Annotated in this window: 14 protein-coding genes; 5 read left to right on the top strand and 9 right to left on the bottom strand. The window is 65.0% G+C overall.

Going from position 1 to position 15,582, the window contains the following annotated elements; all coding sequences use genetic code 11:
* Positions 1-46: 46 nt before the first annotated feature.
* On the top strand, positions 47-829 hold the full coding sequence (locus tag AC2IR1_RS13920) for a pyrroline-5-carboxylate reductase family protein (protein WP_486472568.1): 783 nt from the start codon (positions 47-49) through the stop codon (positions 827-829).
* An 81-nt stretch (positions 830-910) separates the two neighbouring features.
* Here the strand turns inward: AC2IR1_RS13920 and typA are convergent, their stop codons facing one another.
* Together typA and AC2IR1_RS13910 are read right to left on the bottom strand one after the other, a co-directional pair.
* Positions 911-2,728 (bottom strand): translational GTPase TypA, encoded by a 1,818-nt coding sequence (typA, locus tag AC2IR1_RS13915; RefSeq protein WP_486472567.1) that lies wholly within the window; start codon positions 2,726-2,728, stop codon positions 911-913.
* A 70-nt stretch (positions 2,729-2,798) separates the two neighbouring features.
* Complete coding sequence (locus tag AC2IR1_RS13910; RefSeq protein ID WP_486472566.1) at positions 2,799-3,623, bottom strand: GNAT family N-acetyltransferase; 825 nt, start codon at positions 3,621-3,623, stop codon at positions 2,799-2,801.
* A 45-nt stretch (positions 3,624-3,668) separates the two neighbouring features.
* On the opposite strand from AC2IR1_RS13910, the gene AC2IR1_RS13905 reads away from it, so the two are divergent.
* On the top strand, positions 3,669-3,818 hold the full coding sequence (locus AC2IR1_RS13905) for a hypothetical protein (RefSeq protein WP_486472565.1): 150 nt from the start codon (positions 3,669-3,671) through the stop codon (positions 3,816-3,818).
* Positions 3,819-3,967: 149 nt separating this feature from the next.
* Positions 3,968-4,960, top strand: a complete 993-nt coding sequence (gene mgrA / locus AC2IR1_RS13900) for an L-glyceraldehyde 3-phosphate reductase (protein ID WP_486472564.1) — start codon at positions 3,968-3,970, stop codon at positions 4,958-4,960.
* Positions 4,961-5,065: 105 nt separating this feature from the next.
* On the opposite strand, the gene ssb is transcribed toward mgrA, so the two are convergent.
* Positions 5,066-5,599: a single-stranded DNA-binding protein gene (gene ssb, locus AC2IR1_RS13895; protein WP_486472563.1), complete on the bottom strand. Its 534-nt coding sequence runs from the start codon at positions 5,597-5,599 to the stop codon at positions 5,066-5,068.
* Between the two features lie 278 nt (positions 5,600-5,877).
* On the opposite strand from ssb, the gene AC2IR1_RS13890 reads away from it, so the two are divergent.
* Both AC2IR1_RS13890 and AC2IR1_RS13885 read left to right on the top strand, forming a co-directional pair.
* The gene (locus AC2IR1_RS13890) at positions 5,878-6,480 is read left to right on the top strand and encodes a lytic transglycosylase domain-containing protein (RefSeq protein ID WP_486472562.1); all 603 of its coding nucleotides are present in this window, start codon (positions 5,878-5,880) and stop codon (positions 6,478-6,480) included.
* 221 nt (positions 6,481-6,701) lie between these two features.
* Positions 6,702-7,193, top strand: a complete 492-nt coding sequence (locus AC2IR1_RS13885) for a hypothetical protein (protein ID WP_486472561.1) — start codon at positions 6,702-6,704, stop codon at positions 7,191-7,193.
* Between the two features lie 118 nt (positions 7,194-7,311).
* Here AC2IR1_RS13885 and AC2IR1_RS13880 read toward each other — a convergent pair whose 3' ends face one another.
* The 6 genes from AC2IR1_RS13880 to miaA all read right to left on the bottom strand — a co-directional run bounded on the left by AC2IR1_RS13880 (position 7,312) and on the right by miaA (position 15,560).
* Complete coding sequence (locus tag AC2IR1_RS13880) at positions 7,312-9,396, bottom strand: dipeptide ABC transporter ATP-binding protein (RefSeq protein ID WP_486472560.1); 2,085 nt, start codon at positions 9,394-9,396, stop codon at positions 7,312-7,314.
* 89 nt (positions 9,397-9,485) lie between these two features.
* Entirely contained in the window at positions 9,486-10,682 is a 1,197-nt protein-coding gene (locus tag AC2IR1_RS13875; RefSeq protein ID WP_486472559.1) for an ABC transporter permease, read from the bottom strand.
* Positions 10,683-10,695: 13 nt separating this feature from the next.
* Positions 10,696-11,739, bottom strand: coding sequence for an ABC transporter permease (locus tag AC2IR1_RS13870; protein ID WP_486472558.1), 1,044 nt, complete (start codon positions 11,737-11,739; stop codon positions 10,696-10,698).
* A 105-nt stretch (positions 11,740-11,844) separates the two neighbouring features.
* Complete coding sequence (locus tag AC2IR1_RS13865; protein WP_486472557.1) at positions 11,845-13,485, bottom strand: ABC transporter substrate-binding protein; 1,641 nt, start codon at positions 13,483-13,485, stop codon at positions 11,845-11,847.
* 333 nt (positions 13,486-13,818) lie between these two features.
* Positions 13,819-14,445 carry a helix-turn-helix transcriptional regulator gene (locus tag AC2IR1_RS13860; RefSeq protein WP_486472556.1) on the bottom strand — a complete coding sequence of 209 codons (627 nt, stop codon included), beginning with the start codon at positions 14,443-14,445 and terminating at the stop codon, positions 13,819-13,821.
* 242 nt (positions 14,446-14,687) lie between these two features.
* A complete protein-coding gene (miaA, locus tag AC2IR1_RS13855) occupies positions 14,688-15,560 on the bottom strand; it encodes a tRNA (adenosine(37)-N6)-dimethylallyltransferase MiaA (RefSeq protein WP_486472555.1) in 873 nt (290 codons plus the stop codon).
* Between the last annotated feature and the right edge of the window lie 22 nt (positions 15,561-15,582).

Genomic DNA, 15,582 nt, shown 5'->3' with positions numbered 1-15,582 from the left:
TTTCGTTTCTGCCCGGCTGGTAAGCTTGCCCGAAAGGGAGGCTGACATGCTGGACACCATCACTTTCGGGATCATCGGCAGCGGCATGCTGGGCCGGGCCATCGGGCAGGGTCTGTTGCGGGGCGGATTTCCGGCGGCAAACCTCTGGATGGCCAACCGCAGCGGGGCCCGGGTTCCGCTTGATGGTGGGGAGGGTGTGAATTTCACCGCCGACGCAGGGGCGCTGGCGCGTGGATGCGACGCTGTTCTGCTCTGTGTGCCCCCGGCGGCCATGGGCGCGCTGGAGGTCGACCTGTCGGAGCGGCTGGCGCTATCCGTGGTGGCCGGGCTGTCGCTGGAACGACTTCGCAAGCTGACCGGCGCCCGCCGCGCGATCCGCGCCATGAGCAGCCCTGCCGCGGCAGAGGGGCTGGCCTATACGCCCTGGGTGGCCTGCGGCGGAGCGACCGCGCAGGACCGGGTGGTGGCCACGGCACTTTTCGGTGCCATCGGCACCACAGACGAGATCCAGCAGGAAACACAGCTAGACGACTTCACGGCAATGACCGGCCCCGTGCCGGGCTTCGTCGCCTATTTCGCCGACAGCATGATCCGCCACGCCGTGGCGCGCGGCATCCCTGAGGAGATCGCCACGCGGGCGATCCGGCAGCTGTTCCTGGCCTCTGGCGAGATGATGAAGGAGGGCGCCACGCCCGCCGCGCAGGTGCAGGAGATGATCGACTACGCCGGGACCACGGCAGCGGGGTTGCTGCGGCTTCAGGACGGCCCCTTCGACGCGGCGCTCTCTGCCGCGCTGACGGCGGCAACGGAAAGGGCGCGAAGCATCTAAGCTCCGCGCCCCTCTCTATTCGACGGCTGAAAATACTCCCGCCGGAGGCGTGGCCCGGTCAGGGGCCAAACCCGGTCAGGTTCAGGAACGGGACATCCGCTTACGCTCGTGCGGATCCAGGTAGCGCTTGCGCAGGCGGATCACGTTGGGCGTCACTTCGACCAGTTCGTCGTCGTTGATGTAGGCGATGGCCTCTTCCAGCGACAGGGTGATCGGCGTGGTCAGGCGGACCGCATCATCGGTGCCCGAGGCCCGCACGTTGGTCAGCTTCTTGCCCTTCAGCGGGTTCACTTCCAGGTCGTTCTCGCGGGAGTGCTCGCCGATGATCATGCCCTGGTAGACGTCGGCCTGGGCACCCAGGAACATCTTGCCGCGCTCTTCGAGGTTCCACAGCGCATAGGCCACGGTCTGGCCCTGTTCCATGGAGATCAGGACCCCTGCGCGACGGCCGGGGATCGGCCCCTTGAAGGGGGCCCAGCTGTGGAACACGCGGTTCAGCACGCCGGTGCCGCGGGTGTCGGTCAGGAATTCGCCGTGGTAGCCGATCAGCCCGCGGGAGGGGACATGGGCGATGATGCGGGTCTTGCCTGCGCCAGCCTGCTTCATCTCCACCAGGTCACCCTTGCGGGCGCCGGTCAGCTTTTCGATCACCGCGCCGGAGTATTCGTCGTCGACGTCGATGGTGGCTTCCTCGATCGGTTCGATCTTGTTGCCGTCCTCGTCTTCCTTGAGGATCACCTGCGGGCGGGAGATCGACAGTTCGAACCCTTCGCGGCGCATGTTCTCGATCAGGACGCCCATCTGAAGTTCGCCGCGACCGGAGACTTCGAAGGCTTCGCCGCCGGGGGTGTCGGCGACCTTGATGGCGACGTTGGTCTCGGCTTCCTTCATCAGGCGGTCGCGGATGACGCGCGACTGCACCTTCTTGCCGTCACGGCCAGCGAGCGGGCTGTCGTTGATGCCGAAGGTCACGGTGATGGTCGGCGGGTCGATCGGCTGGGCTTCCAGCGGTTCGTCCACGGCCAGGGCACAGATGGTGTCGGCCACGGTGGACTTGGTCATGCCCGCCAGCGAGACGATGTCGCCTGCAACGGCTTCCTCGATGTCCTGCTGGGCGAGGCCACGGAAGGCCTGGATCTTGGTGCAGCGGAACTGTTCGACCTTCTGGCCGATGCGGGAAATGGTCTGGACCGTCTGACCGACCTTCAGCTTGCCCGATTCAACGCGACCGGTGAGCATGCGGCCCACGAAGGGGTCGGACCCCAGGGTCACGGCCAGCATGCGGAAGTCATCGTCCTGCTGGGCGATCTGCTTCGGCGCAGGGACGTGGTTCACGATCAGGTTGAACAGCGCGTCAAGGTTCTTGCGCGGGCCGTCCAGCTCGTTGTCTGCCCAGCCGGAGCGGCCGGAGGCATACATGTGCGGGAAGTCGAGCTGGTCTTCGTTAGCATCCAGTGCCGAGAAGAGGTCGAACACCTCGTCCAGGGCGCGGTCGGGCTCGGCGTCGGGCTTGTCGACCTTGTTCAGCACCACGATGGGGCGCAGGCCCAGGGCCAGTGCCTTGGAGGTCACGAACTTGGTCTGCGGCATCGGGCCTTCGGCGGCGTCCACCAGCAGGACCACACCGTCGACCATCGACAGGATGCGTTCCACCTCGGCGCCGAAGTCGGCGTGGCCGGGGGTGTCGACGATGTTGATGCGGGTGCCTTTCCATTCGACCGAGGTGGCCTTGGCGAGAATGGTGATGCCGCGCTCACGTTCCAGGTCGTTGCTGTCCATGGCGCGTTCGGCCACGGCCTGGTTGGCACGGAAGGCCCCGGATTGTTTCAGCAGCTCGTCGACGAGCGTGGTCTTGCCGTGGTCGACGTGGGCGATGATGGCGATGTTGCGCAGATCCATGGGGCGTCCTTACTGGGTTTGGGCAGCCCCTAGCCCGGGAACGTCCGAAAAGGAAGACCCAAAGCGGTCCTTAGCCGATCAGGCGGCCCAAAGGGGCAAGAAAACGGCTGTTGAGCCACGTATGGCCGGTCTGTTCCACCCGTGCGCCGCTTTTGAGCTTGAACCGCACAAGGCCGCTGGCGCGTTTCCCGTCCAGCGGGCCGAGGTCGATCGCCGTGATGCCACGGGCAGCGCAGAAGCGGGTGGCCTGCCAAAGAAGGAGGTTGTGCGCCGACAGGCGGCGCCCTTCGGGGCCGGACCAGCCGATGTGATAGGTGGCTCCGGGGGCATGCAGCAGGAGCAGGATGGCGGCGACGACCTTTCCGTCTTGTCGGGCGGTGAAGAGCCGGGTTTCCGGCCAGTGCAGGGCGAAGGCCGCAGGCAGGCCACGGTAGCCCCTGTGCCTGCGCTGCCGTTCTTCGGTCGCAAGCAACCAGTGCGCAGGGTCGCGGGGCAGGGGCGCCCCGGTCACCTTCAGCCCCGCCCGCTGGCCGTGACGCAGGCGGTTTCGCCACTTCTGATGCTGCAGGGCAAGCTGGTCTTCGGGGCAGGGCAAGACGGGCAGCGTGGCGCGCGACTGCGGTGTCATAAGGGGAATGGCGCCGCTGCCCCGGAACTGCCGATCCTGGCCTGCGTCGCGTGCGGACATCAAAAGCGGTCCCGGCGCAGAGGGCGGAAGGCCGACCGGGGCTGGAAGCCAGAGCAGCCGGAGCGGCCCGATACGCCGCTCCACGCAGAGCGCGCCGCAGGGCAGGCGCGCAGTGCGCAGGCCCATGGTCGCGAGGGTCGTCGCGTAGTGCAGGTGGCCCTGCATCCGCAGTGTGCCGGCCTCCGGGCATTCGGCAAAGTCTTTCATGGCACCGTTAAGCCAATGAAAACCTATTCTTCGGTTAATGGGGCCATGAGACAGAGCAATCGAGTTGAAAACACCCGCCATTCCACGATCCGGGAGGCTCGGCCGACCTGGCAGGCCGCGCTGCTGCTGTTCCTGGTCCTGTCGACGCCGGCGTGGATCGTTCTCACCGTGGTGGAGGTTTTGCTTTTCCCCTGAACTGTCCCCGATCTGTTCTGGATGCGGACCTGACCCGACACGGGCCCCTGCGACACAGGTCCGGCGTCGGGTTTTGCCAAACGGTGTCTTTCCCCTTTACCTCCAGCGCAAAAGCGTCAGCTTGCGGAGGGTCTCAAAGGAGGATTCAGATGCCCTACGTCGCCGCCGACAGCCGTTATGACGCGATGCCCTACCGCAGGCTTGGCCGTTCGGGTCTCAAGCTTCCTGCGGTGTCCCTGGGACTTTGGCACAATTTCGGGGATGATACCCCGCATGCAACCAAGAAGGAGATCCTGCGCACCGCCTTCGACCTGGGTGTGACGCACTTTGACCTGGCCAACAACTACGGCCCGCCCTACGGCGCGGCGGAAACCGCCTTCGGCCGGCTGTTCGACGAGGATTTCCGGCCCTACCGGGATGAGCTGATCATTTCTTCCAAGGCGGGCTGGGACATGTGGCCCGGGCCCTACGGGGATCTTGGCAGCCGGAAGTACCTGATCGCCTCGCTGGATCAGTCGCTGAAACGGATGGGCCTCGACTATGTCGACATCTTCTATCACCATCGCCCCGATCCGGAGACACCGCTGGAAGAGACGATGCTGGCGCTGGATCAGATCGTGCGATCCGGCAAGGCGCTTTACGTCGGCATTTCCTCCTACAACTCGGAGCAGACGCGGGCCGCCCATGCGATCCTGTCTGAGCTGAAGACCCCCTTCGTGATCCATCAACCGAGCTACAGCATGCTGAACCGCTGGGTCGAGGACGACGGCCTGCTGGACACGCTCGAGGAGCTGGGGATGGGATCCATCGTCTTCACCCCGCTGGCGCAGGGCCTGCTGACCGGCAAGTACCTCAGGGGAATTCCCGATGGTGCGCGGGCGACCCAGGGCAAGAGCCTGTCGCCGGATCTGATCGACGACAGGATGATCGCGCGCCTGAACGGACTGAACGAGATTGCCGGCGCGCGTGGGCAGACCCTGGCCCAGATGGCCGTTGCCTGGGTCCTGCGGGCAGGGCGGGTCACATCGGCCCTGATCGGGGCGTCGAAGCCGGGTCAGGTGACAGAGTGTGTCGGTGCGATCAGCAACCTGGAATTTTCCGACGAGGAGCTGGCGGGGATCGACGCGCTGCTGGCAGCCTGAGGTCTGCGGGCGCAGCGCTCTGGAGCACCCCCGAAGGGGCTTGAACGAAGACGCCCCCGCAGGTCCTGCGGGGGCGTTTGGTTGTCCGTTCCCTTGCGGGTGGGATCAGAACGGGATTTCGTCGTCGAGATCGCTGCTGCGACCGCCGCCCGAACTGCCGCCGAAGCCGCCGCGGTCATCATAGCCGCCGCCGGAGCCACCACGGTCGTCGTAACCGCCGCCGCCACCGCCGTAGCTGCCGCCACCCTGGCCGCCACCGTAGCTACCGCCACCGCCGCCGCCTTCACCGCGACCGTCGAGCATCGTCAGTTCCGACTGGTAGGGGCGCAGGACGATTTCGGTGGAGTAGCGGTCCTGACCGGACTGATCCTGCCACTTGCGGGTTTCCAGCTTGCCCTCGATGTAGACCTTGGAGCCCTTGCGAAGGTACTGCTCCGCCACGCGGACCAGCGGTTCGCTGAAGATGGCAACGGTGTGCCATTCAGTGCGTTCCCGGCGTTCGCCGGTGTTGCGGTCCTTCCAGTTTTCCGAGGTGGCGATCCGCAAGTTGCAGACCTTGCCGCCGTTCTGGAACGAGCGGACCTCGGGATCGCGCCCGAGATTGCCGATCAGGATGACCTTGTTGACGGAACCTGCCATGCGTCTCTCCCCTGTGAGTGTCCTGTAAGTGTCGTTTCCGTGCGCCTCGAATCCGAGGCGGGTGTTCGGAGCGTTACACCAAAGCGGGCCGCAAAGGGCAAGCATCCGAAGCTCCGTACAGGGATCCTGATCGCGATCCCGATGCGGGGTGCGCAAAGCGTGGCAGGGCGGCGAAGGCTTGCCAAGGGGCTTCCTTCGGGGGTGCCATTTTCCGCATGGGGCGTGTAGTCTTTGCCCGATTGGCGGGAACCCGCATCGAAACCGGAGTTTTGCACCAAATGCAGCAAGCGCTTTCGCGGGTCGCGTCGGCCCTGATCGCCGGATCCCTTTTCGCCGGTTCCGCCCTGCCCGTGGCGGCGGATGTCCTGTCTTCGAGTTCCAGCAAGGCCCGTTTCGGGGCGCAGACCAGCCTGCTTGACCGGCGGGCTGCGGCGCAGAAGGCGCCGTCGGTCTACATCGCGCCAACCACGGTCGTGACGCCGACGAAATGGGGCGCGCCCGCCTGGACCGGATCCTACGCGGGGCCCTATCTGGACATGGCCCGATCCGCCGCGCTGCGACATGGCGTGCCGGAGGGGATTTTCCTGCGGCTGGTCCAGCAGGAAAGTGGGTGGAACCCGGGCGCGGTGTCCCACAAGGGGGCGATCGGCCTGGCGCAACTGATGCCCGAAACCGCGCGTCTTCTGGCAGTGGATGCAAGTGATCCCTACGAGAACCTGGATGGTGGTGCGCGCTACCTTGCGGAGCAATACAGCGCATTTGGAAGCTGGCCGCTGGCGCTGGCCGCCTACAACGCGGGGCCGAAAGTCGTGCGTCGCTACGGGGGGATCCCGCCCTATGCCGAGACTCAAACTTATGTGAAGGCGATCTGGGGCAGCTGATCCCGGCGCCGTTCCAGCCTTGTTTTTCTGAACCTGACGCGGCCCGGCAATGTCTTGCCGGCCGCTTTTGCTTTGTGGAACCCGCAATTTTCCGGTGCTCCGGGGAACTTTGACGGGGGGCATGCCTGTTGTCTCCCCAGAACGCGACGCCGCACCCTGACAGGTTCGCCTGAGGGAGAGGACAAGGCGCCGCGAGAGAGCGAAGTAGAAAGGATTTCACTATGCGTAAGGCACTGATCATCCCCGCAGTTATCGCCGCATCCATGACCGCGATCCCCGCGTTCGCCTATGAAGGCCCGATCGACTCGGTCAAGGCCGACGTGCCCGAGGCCTCCGTCGTCGACGGCAAGTTCCCGACCGCCTACCTCGACAGCGTGTCCGAGGATGTCACCATGGCCATGATGAAGGCCCTGGACACCAAGGTTGAAGAAGGCGCCGGTATCAAGATCGAAGCCTCCGTTCTGGGCATGGAACTGGCCCCGGACATGGGCACGATGGAAGGCCAGGTTGCCGTCTACAAGCAGAACGGTGACATCCTGACGACCTTCAACGTGGATCTGGAAGCCGACACCATGGCCGGCAACACCGATCCGAACGCCTACTACATGCCGATGGTCGACAAGTTCGCCTCCATCGCGGCCGAGCATATCGACGCCCTGCCTGTCGTGCCGGCCGATGAAGCCATCGAAGGCGAAGCCTCTTCCGAAGGCTGATGTCGACAAATGTGACCTTTTCGGGTCGCAACGGGTAGACAGACGCCCCCGTGCCAGCCGGCATGGGGGCGTTCTCGTGTGGGCCTGACCAGTAAGGCCCTGCGCCTTCGTGCCGGGCCTACTCGGCTGCGATCTTGATCACCGGTTCCATCTCTTGCAGCTCGGCATCGCTGAGGTGGCACTTGATCTGGTGCCCGTCGAAATTCCGCATCGGCGGGACCTCCCGCTCGCAAAGGCCGCCGTCCACGCGCCCTTTCCATCGGCACCGTGTCTGGAACGGGCAGCCGGGAGGCGGATTGACGGCCGAGGGAATATCGCCGTCCAGGACGATGTGGGTTTTCTCGACAGAGGTGTCCGCAATCGGCACGGCAGAGAGCAGCGCCTCGGTATAGGGATGATAGGGCGGGGCGAAGACCTCTTCGGTGGTGCCAAGCTCCACCACGTGGCCGAGGTACATGACCATGACCCTGTCGGAGAGGTAGCGCACGATCGACAGGTCGTGGGAGATGAACAGAAGCGTCGTCTTGTGCTGGCGCTGGATCTCCATCAGCAGGTCGGTCACCGCGGCCTGAACCGACACGTCGAGCGCGCTGACAGGTTCATCGGCAACCACGATGCGGGCGTCACCGGCGAAGGCGCGGGCGATGCCGACGCGCTGCTTCTGCCCGCCGGAAAGCTGGCGCGGCATGCGGTCGGCGAATTCGCGGGGCAGCTTCACCAGGTCGAGCAGGGTGAGCATGCGGTCGCGCCGTTCGGCATCCGAGGAACCGACGCCGAAGACCTCCAGCGCGCGCATGATCTGGCGGCCCACGGTCATCGAGGGGTTCAGCGTGTCGAAGGGGTTCTGGAACACCATCTGCACGTCGGCCACCGTCTTGGTGTCGCGCCGTTCGATCGGCGTGTCCTGGATTTCCCGATCGTCGAGGATGATGCGCCCTTCGGTCGCCGTTTCGAGGCCCATCAGCACCTTGGCGAAGGTCGACTTGCCGCAGCCGCTTTCGCCGACGATGGCGAGGGTCTCGCTCTCCCGGGCTTCGAAGGTGAGGGTCTCGTTGGCCTTCACCACCTTCTTTTCGCCCCCCTTGAAGAGGGCGGAGGCGGCGACCTCGTAGTACTTCTTCAGGTTCTCCATGCGCAGGACGGTGCGGCCGACCTCTGCCTTTTCGTTCTGGGCGGCGACCTGGACGGGGGCGTTCCAGTCGATCTCCTCCTGCCGCAGGCAGCGGGTCTCGTGGCGCTCATCTCCCTTGACCGGCGACATGCGGATGTCCTTGGCGTCGCAGCGGCCCGCTTCGAAATAGTCGCAGCGGGGGCCGAAATTGCAGCCGGGCGGGCGTTCGTGGGGCAGGGGGAAATTGCCGGGGATCGCCACCAGGGGGCGGGCCGTCTTGTCGGCGCCGGGCAGCGGGATGGAGCGGAAAAGGGCCTGGGTGTAGGGGTGACGCATCTGGTCGAAGACATCCGCGATGGACCCGCGTTCCACCGCCTCGCCCGAGTACATCACGCAGAGCCTGTCGCAGGTTTCCAGCACCAGTCCGAGGTTGTGGGAGATGAAGAGCATCGAGGTGCCGTACTTCTTCCCCAGGTCCTTCACCAGTTCGACGATGGCCGCTTCGACCGTGACGTCGAGCGCGGTGGTCGGTTCATCCAGGATCAGCAGGGCGGGCTTGGACATCAGCGCCATGGCGATGACGATACGCTGCTGCTGGCCGCCCGAAAGCTGGTGCGGGAAGGAGTTGAGGATGCGCCTGGGGTCCGGCAGCTTGACGTCGGTGACGACCTGCAGGGCACGTTTCCAGGCTTCCTCCTTGCCGATCCCCTCGTGGATCATCGGCACTTCCATCAGCTGCTTGCCGATCCGCATGGCCGGGTTCAGCGAGGCCATCGGCTCCTGATAGATCATGGCGATCTCGTTGCCGCGGATGTGGCGCAGTTCCTTGTCGGACATCTGCGACAGGTCGCGGCCCTTGAACTTGATCGATCCGCCGGTGATGCGCCCGTTGACGCCCAGGTCCTGCATCACGCCGAGCGCCACGGTGGATTTGCCGCAGCCGCTTTCACCCACGAGGCCCACGGCCTCCCCCGGCTGGACGGAGACTGAGAAGTCCATGACTGCGGGGATTTCCCGAAGCCGGGTGAAGAAGGAGATGGACAGCTTGTCGATCTCCAGGATGGGTCCGTCATATTCGGGCTTGTCGCTCATGACACCTCTCCATGGGGCGCGCCACTCACCCTTATTTTCTGGCGTAAAATATCCCGGGGGTCCGGGGGCTGGCCCCCGGTCCCGCCGTCTCAGTCTTTCAGACTTTCCTCACGCAGCCCGTCGGCCAGCAGGTTCAACCCCAGCACCAGCGAAAGCAGCGCCACCGCTGGAACGATCGCCGGGTGCGGATAGATCGACAGCAGCTTGCGCCCCTGGTTGATCGTCGTCCCCCAGTCCGGGCTTTCCGGTGGCAGGCCCAGGCCGAAGAAGCCGAGCGTGCCGAGCAGGATCGTGGTGTAGCCGATGCGCAGGCAGAAATCGACGATGAGGGGGCCGCGGGTGTTGGGCAGGATCTCCCACAGCATGATGTACCAAGGGCCTTCGCCGCGGGTCTGGGCGGCGGCCACGTAGTCCCGCGTCTTGATGTCGAGCGTCAGGCCCCGGACGATGCGGAACACCGTGGGCGCATTCACGAAGACGACCGAGACGAAGACGACGAGGATCCCGCCGGGAATGTTGAAGAGGTCGAGCGCCCCGGGCAGGAAGGCCACTCGCGTTTCCGGATCGGAGATCAGCGAGAGGTAGGCCCAGCCCAGCACGAATACCAGCACCGCGACCATCACGTTGCGCCTTGCGGGCTGCGTCCGGTAGCGGGAGTTCACCAGCACCACCAGGAAGACGATGGGGAAGATGAAGAGCGCCATGGCCATGTAGCTGGGAATGCCCGTCTGTACCATTTCGGGCGTGACCAGCAGGTAGAAGAGCAGGATGACCGGGAAGGCGAGGATCAGGTTGGCGAGGAAGGACAGCGCATTGTCGAGCTTTCCGCCGAAGTAGCCCGCCGGAAGCCCGAGGGTGATCCCCACCATGAAGGCGAAGAGCGTGGCCAGCGGCGCGATGCGGATCACCACCCAGCTGCCCGCCACCATGCGGGAGAAGACATCCCGGGCAAGCGTGTCGCCGCCCAGCAGGTAGTAGGGATAGTCGCCTTCCTCGGCCCCGCGCAGGGGCGTGCCGGGGACCTTGTTCTTCATGCCCGTCGCGGCAGAGAGCGGATCATGGGTGGCGATCCAGTCGAAGAGGCCGACGCAGAGCGCGGTATAGACCCAGAACATGACGAGGCCAAAGCCCACCATGCCGATCCAGTTGTCGAAGAGCTTGCCGTAGAGCCCCAGCCTGCGCTTGTAGGTGACCGAGACGGCAAAGGTGATGATCAGTGCGATCCAGACCGGGATGAACCGGATCAGCAGGTCGAGGATGATCTGTCCCCAGGACAAGGGTTCCATGTCGCGTGCCTCCTCAGGAAATCCGGATCCGGGGGTTCAGGTAGACGTAGCCGATGTCGGAAATCAGCTGTGTCACCAGAACCACCAGCACGGAGACCACGGAGATCCCCAGCAGAAGGTCGATATCGTTGTTGCCGGCGGCCTGCACCAGCGCCCAGCCCAGGCCCTTGTAGTTGAAGAGCGTCTCGACCACGACGACGCCGTTCAGCAGCCAGGGGAACTGCAGCATGATCACCGTGAAGGGGGCGATCAGGGCATTCCGCAGGGCGTGCTTCAGGACGATGTTGCCGAAGCTGACGCCCTTCAGCCGGGCGGTGCGGATGTATTGCGCGGTCATGACCTCTGCCATCGATGCGCGGGTCATGCGGGCGATGTAGCCCATGCCGTAGAGAGAGATGGTGAGGACCGGCAGGAAGAAGTTCTCGAATGTGGCGTGTTCCATGGCGGCCGTCGCCGTGCCCTTGAACCACTTCAGTCCGACGGCGGAGGAAGTGAAGACGGCGATCAGGATGACGCCGGAGACATATTCCGGGGTTGCGGTCGTCAGGATCGAGAGGGTCGAGAGGGACCGGTCGGTCTTGGAGCCTTCGCGCATGCCGGCCAGCACGCCGATGATCAGCGCGGAGGGCACCATCAGCAGCATGACCCAGAGCATCAGCTTGCCCGTCATTTCCAGCCGGACGGCGACGATGGAGGCGACGCTGTCACGGAAGACGCGGCTGTCGCCCCATTCGCCTTGCAGGATGCCGCAGAAGCGGGGCGCGGTGTCTGCTGTCAGGTCCCCTGTGATGCAGCGGCCCGTCACCCTGTCGCCCCGGTCATTGGTCCAGCCCGGAACGACGCCCAGCCATTCGCCGTAGCGTTGCAGGGTAGGCTGGTTGAAGCCGTTGTTCTCCAGCCAGCCGGCGACCTCCTCGTCGGTCATCCGGCTGTTGCCTTCGTACTTGGCGACCTTTTCGAGGTTGGGTGGCAGGTTGGTGAGGAAGAAGACGATGAAGCTGAGGCAGAGCGCCGTCAGGATCATCGTTCCCAACCGTCGGAGGAGAAAGAGCAGCATCGCATGTCCCGTCGGTGGCGTCCGGGGCGGGCCCGGTGGTCATTGGTGGCGGCCGAGGAATCGAGCGGGCCGCGGAGGTTTCCCCGCGGCCCGGACGGTTTCGGATCAGGCGTCGATCCACCACTTGTAGTGATGCATCTCGAACGTCGGGTGCTGTTCGGCATCCATGACGTTCTCCTTCGCGTGGCGGAAGAGGGAGCGCCAGTAGGGCTGCACCATGACGCCTTCGTCCAGCATGATGGTTTCGAGCTTGGCCATGATCTCGCGGCGCTTGTCGGCATCGGCGATGGACAGGGCCTCATCGAGCAGGCTGTCGAACTCGGGGTTGGCCATCGCGCTTTCGTTCCAGGAACCGCCGGACTTGTAGGCCAGGACCATCACCTGAACGCCGAGAGGACGCATGTTCCATTCGGTGGCGGAGAAGGGGTAGGTCAGCCAGTCGTTCCAGAAGGTGGAGCCGGGCAGGATCTCCCGCTTGATGTTGATGCCGGCATCGCGCATCTGGGCCGCGACCGCATCGCAGGTTTCCGACTGCCACTGGTCGTCGATGGAGACGAGAGTGAATTCGGTATCGGCCACGCCCAGCTCTTCCAGCTTGGCCATGGCGGCGGCGGGGTCGGTGGGGATCGGCGGCACTTCGGCATACTCGGGGTGGATCGGGCAGACGTGGTGGTTTTCGGCCACCGTGCCGTAACCGGCATAGCCCAGCTCCAGCACGACGGCGTTGTCCACGGCCATGACCAGCGCCTTGCGCAGTTCCGGGTCGGTGTAGGGTTCCTGATCCTGGTTGAAGCGCACGGTGATGGTCGCCGCCGTCACTGCCTCGGACTTCTTCCAGCCCATGGCGTCCAGCACCTCGATGAATTCGCCGGTCGACTGGTAGGTCATGTCGATCTCGTCCGAATCCGCGGCCGCGACCCAGGAGGCCATGTCGGTGCCGAAGTCGATGAACTCGATCCGGTCGAGGTAGGCGCCTTCGCCCCACCACGCGTGGTCGGTGTTCTTCACCAGGACCTGCTTTACGCCGACTTCGTTGGTCTCGGGCATGTAGGGGCCGGTGCCGATCGGGTTCACCGAGGGGTCGCTGCCGTCGTAGGAGGGGTGGACGATGGCCGCCGGGTAGTCCGCGAAACCGGCGATGATCGTAATGTCGGGAGAGGAACATGCGAGCTTGACGGTGTGGTCGTCGACCACGGTGATCGCGCCGTCGATGGCCATGCCGGTCTCTTCGTCGATCAGCGACGACAGGCGGGAGGCCATGGAGTTGCCCTCGACACCTTTTTCGCACCAGCGGTTGAGGTTGAAGGCCACGTCCTCGGCGGTGAAGGGGTCACCGTTCGACCAGGTGACGCCCGGGCGCACGTGCAGGGTGTATTCGGTCGCGTCGTCGTTGACCTCCCAGCTTTCGATCAGCATGCCCTTGAAGGTGCCGTCCTTCTGGTACTCCACCAGGTATTCCAGCCAGCCGCGGGCGAAGTTCGCCATCTGCGACCAGTCGAAGTTGCGCGGATCCTTGAGGGCCTTGCATTCCATCTGCACGCGCAGGGTGCCGCCGGCCTTGGGGGTGGTTTGCGCGACCGCGGGTTGGTCCAGGCCGCCGAGGGCATAGACCCCGGCAGTGGCCACGCCCAGCGCGGAGGTGCGGGCCATGAACTCGCGCCGGCTGAGTTTGCCTGCCTTGAATTCTTCCGCGTACATGCGGGCCGCCGGGTGGACCTTCGCCAGCGATTGATCGTGTTTGGTCATGCCATTCTCCCTGTGATGACGTGTCCCCGTGCCCCCGGTTTCGGGACGGAGCGTTTTCGCGTCCAGGCCTCTTGCCGTTCCGGATGGGGAACCGGGCCTTCTCTGGGCGGCATTTCCGCAGGAAAAAGCCGACCCGTCAATTCGTGTCTTCGCCGTTTCGTAGTCCAAAAGCGACATGGCGACCACCCGAAAGCGACATGTGCGCACATGACTTTGATCCCCGGCGCCCCTCGGCATGGCGGGTATCTCTCTGATCGCAGGGGCATCCCTGACCGTCGGAATGTCAGTCGCGATCAGTGCAGGCTGTCTGCTGGCCCGACCATACGTCAAAGTTCATTTGCGGCGGCGCAGGGCGGTCGGAGTCTTGCCGGTGTGTTTCTGGATGAATCTGGTGAAATAAGCGGCAGAGGAGAAGCCGAGCATTTCGGAGATCAGTCCGATCGGAAGGCCGCCATCCTGAAGCATCTGGCGTGCCTCGTGAAGGGAGCGGCCGGTCAGGATGTCGGCGGCGGTAATCCCGGCGGTCTGGCGCAGGGTGCGGGTCAGGTGGGTCGGCGTGACGCCAAGCGCCGTGGCGAAGTCCGCCATGCTCTGCCCGGCGCGAAAGTCCCGCTCGACGAGGGCACAGAACGCGGCAGACAGACGGTCGGCTGCCTTGGGCGTGCCTGTCTGGGCTGGTTCGCTTGCCAGATTGCGGCGCAGCCAGACCGAGAGCAGACCGGCGTGGGCGCGCATGGCTTCCGCGCCGAAGGGGCGATGGGTTGCCTGTTCGCGCTGCATCGCGTCGATCACGGCGATCAGCTCCGCCTGTGCCATGCTGTCGTGGACGCGCAGGTGCACCGGGTCCGGCGGCAGGACGAGTCCGACTTCGGTGGGAATCTCCACCACCTGGCCATAGCTCTGCTTGCCGACATCGAGCATCATCAGCGTTCCGGCGGGCACGAAGAGTGTCGTGTTCATCGTCAGGCCTCGCCTGCGACCGAGCACGATGGAACGGCCCTGTCCCTTGCTGAGATGGATGAAGAGATGGTGGGGCCGCGCATGCGGCAGTTCCAGCCGCCAGCTTTCCTTTGCGGAAAGCTGTGCCAGTGTCTGACTTCTCACAGTGGAAGGCGTGTGGTCTGCCAAGGTCTGAGCTGTCTTTGCTGGGTGTCCCGTACCCGTGGCCGAACTAGAGCGATATTGTATCCACAAGTAAAGGCTTAGCCGGGAAAGACCTGCTGCCAGTCCTTCATTCGGGTCCTGAACCAGGTGCGCTGCCTCTTTGCGTACTGCCGTGTCGCCACGATGGCCTTTTCCCTGGCTTCATCCAGGGCGAGCTCGCCCTGCAGGTGCGCGATGAGTTCCGGAGCGCCGATGGCGCGCGACGACGGTAAGGTCGGGTCCCAGCCGTCGAGGTTGGCCCGGGCTTCCTCCAGTGCGCCCTGGGCAAGCATCTGGTCGAACCGCCGTTCGATCCGCGGTGTCAGCCAATCGCGTGGCGCCTCCAGAAGCATGCGGTTGCAGTCAGTTCCCGGCAGCAGGGGGGCGGGGGTTTCATCCTGCCAGGCGGCAATGCCCCTGCCGGTCGCCTGAAGGACCTCCCATGCGCGTTGCACCCGTGCGGGATTTGCCAGATCGATTCGCGCCGCACTTTCGGGATCCAGCGCGGCGATCATGGCGGGCAGGTCATCCTCCCTCAGGGCATCGCCTTCGTCGCGGACGTCCGAAGGGATTGGCGGAATTTCGACCAGCCCCTCGGTGAGCGCCCGGAAATAGAGGCCCGTGCCGCCGATGATGATCAGCCGGTCCGGTCCGTCCAGCAGTGTCTGGACGGCGCGCAGCCAGGCGCCGACGGAATAGGCGACCTGCCTCGGAACGTGGCCGAAAAGCCTGTGGGGCAGGGCTGCTTCGTCCTCTGGCGAGGGCCGCGCGGACAGCAGGCGCCAGTTTTCATAGACCTGCAGGGCATCGGCATTGACGATCAGCCCGCCGTCCCGGGCCGCTATTTCCATGGCGAGCGCGGATTTGCCGGATGCCGTCGGCCCGGCGATGAGCACATGGCGGGCGTCTGGGCGCAGCTGTGCCTGTGTCATCCGCACCGTTCCGCGAAGCTGA

Source organism: Pseudooceanicola sp. NS-SX8 (assembly GCF_057380755.1).
Note: the sequence above shows the minus strand (reverse complement) of the source record. Positions and strands in the feature narration are given on the sequence as shown.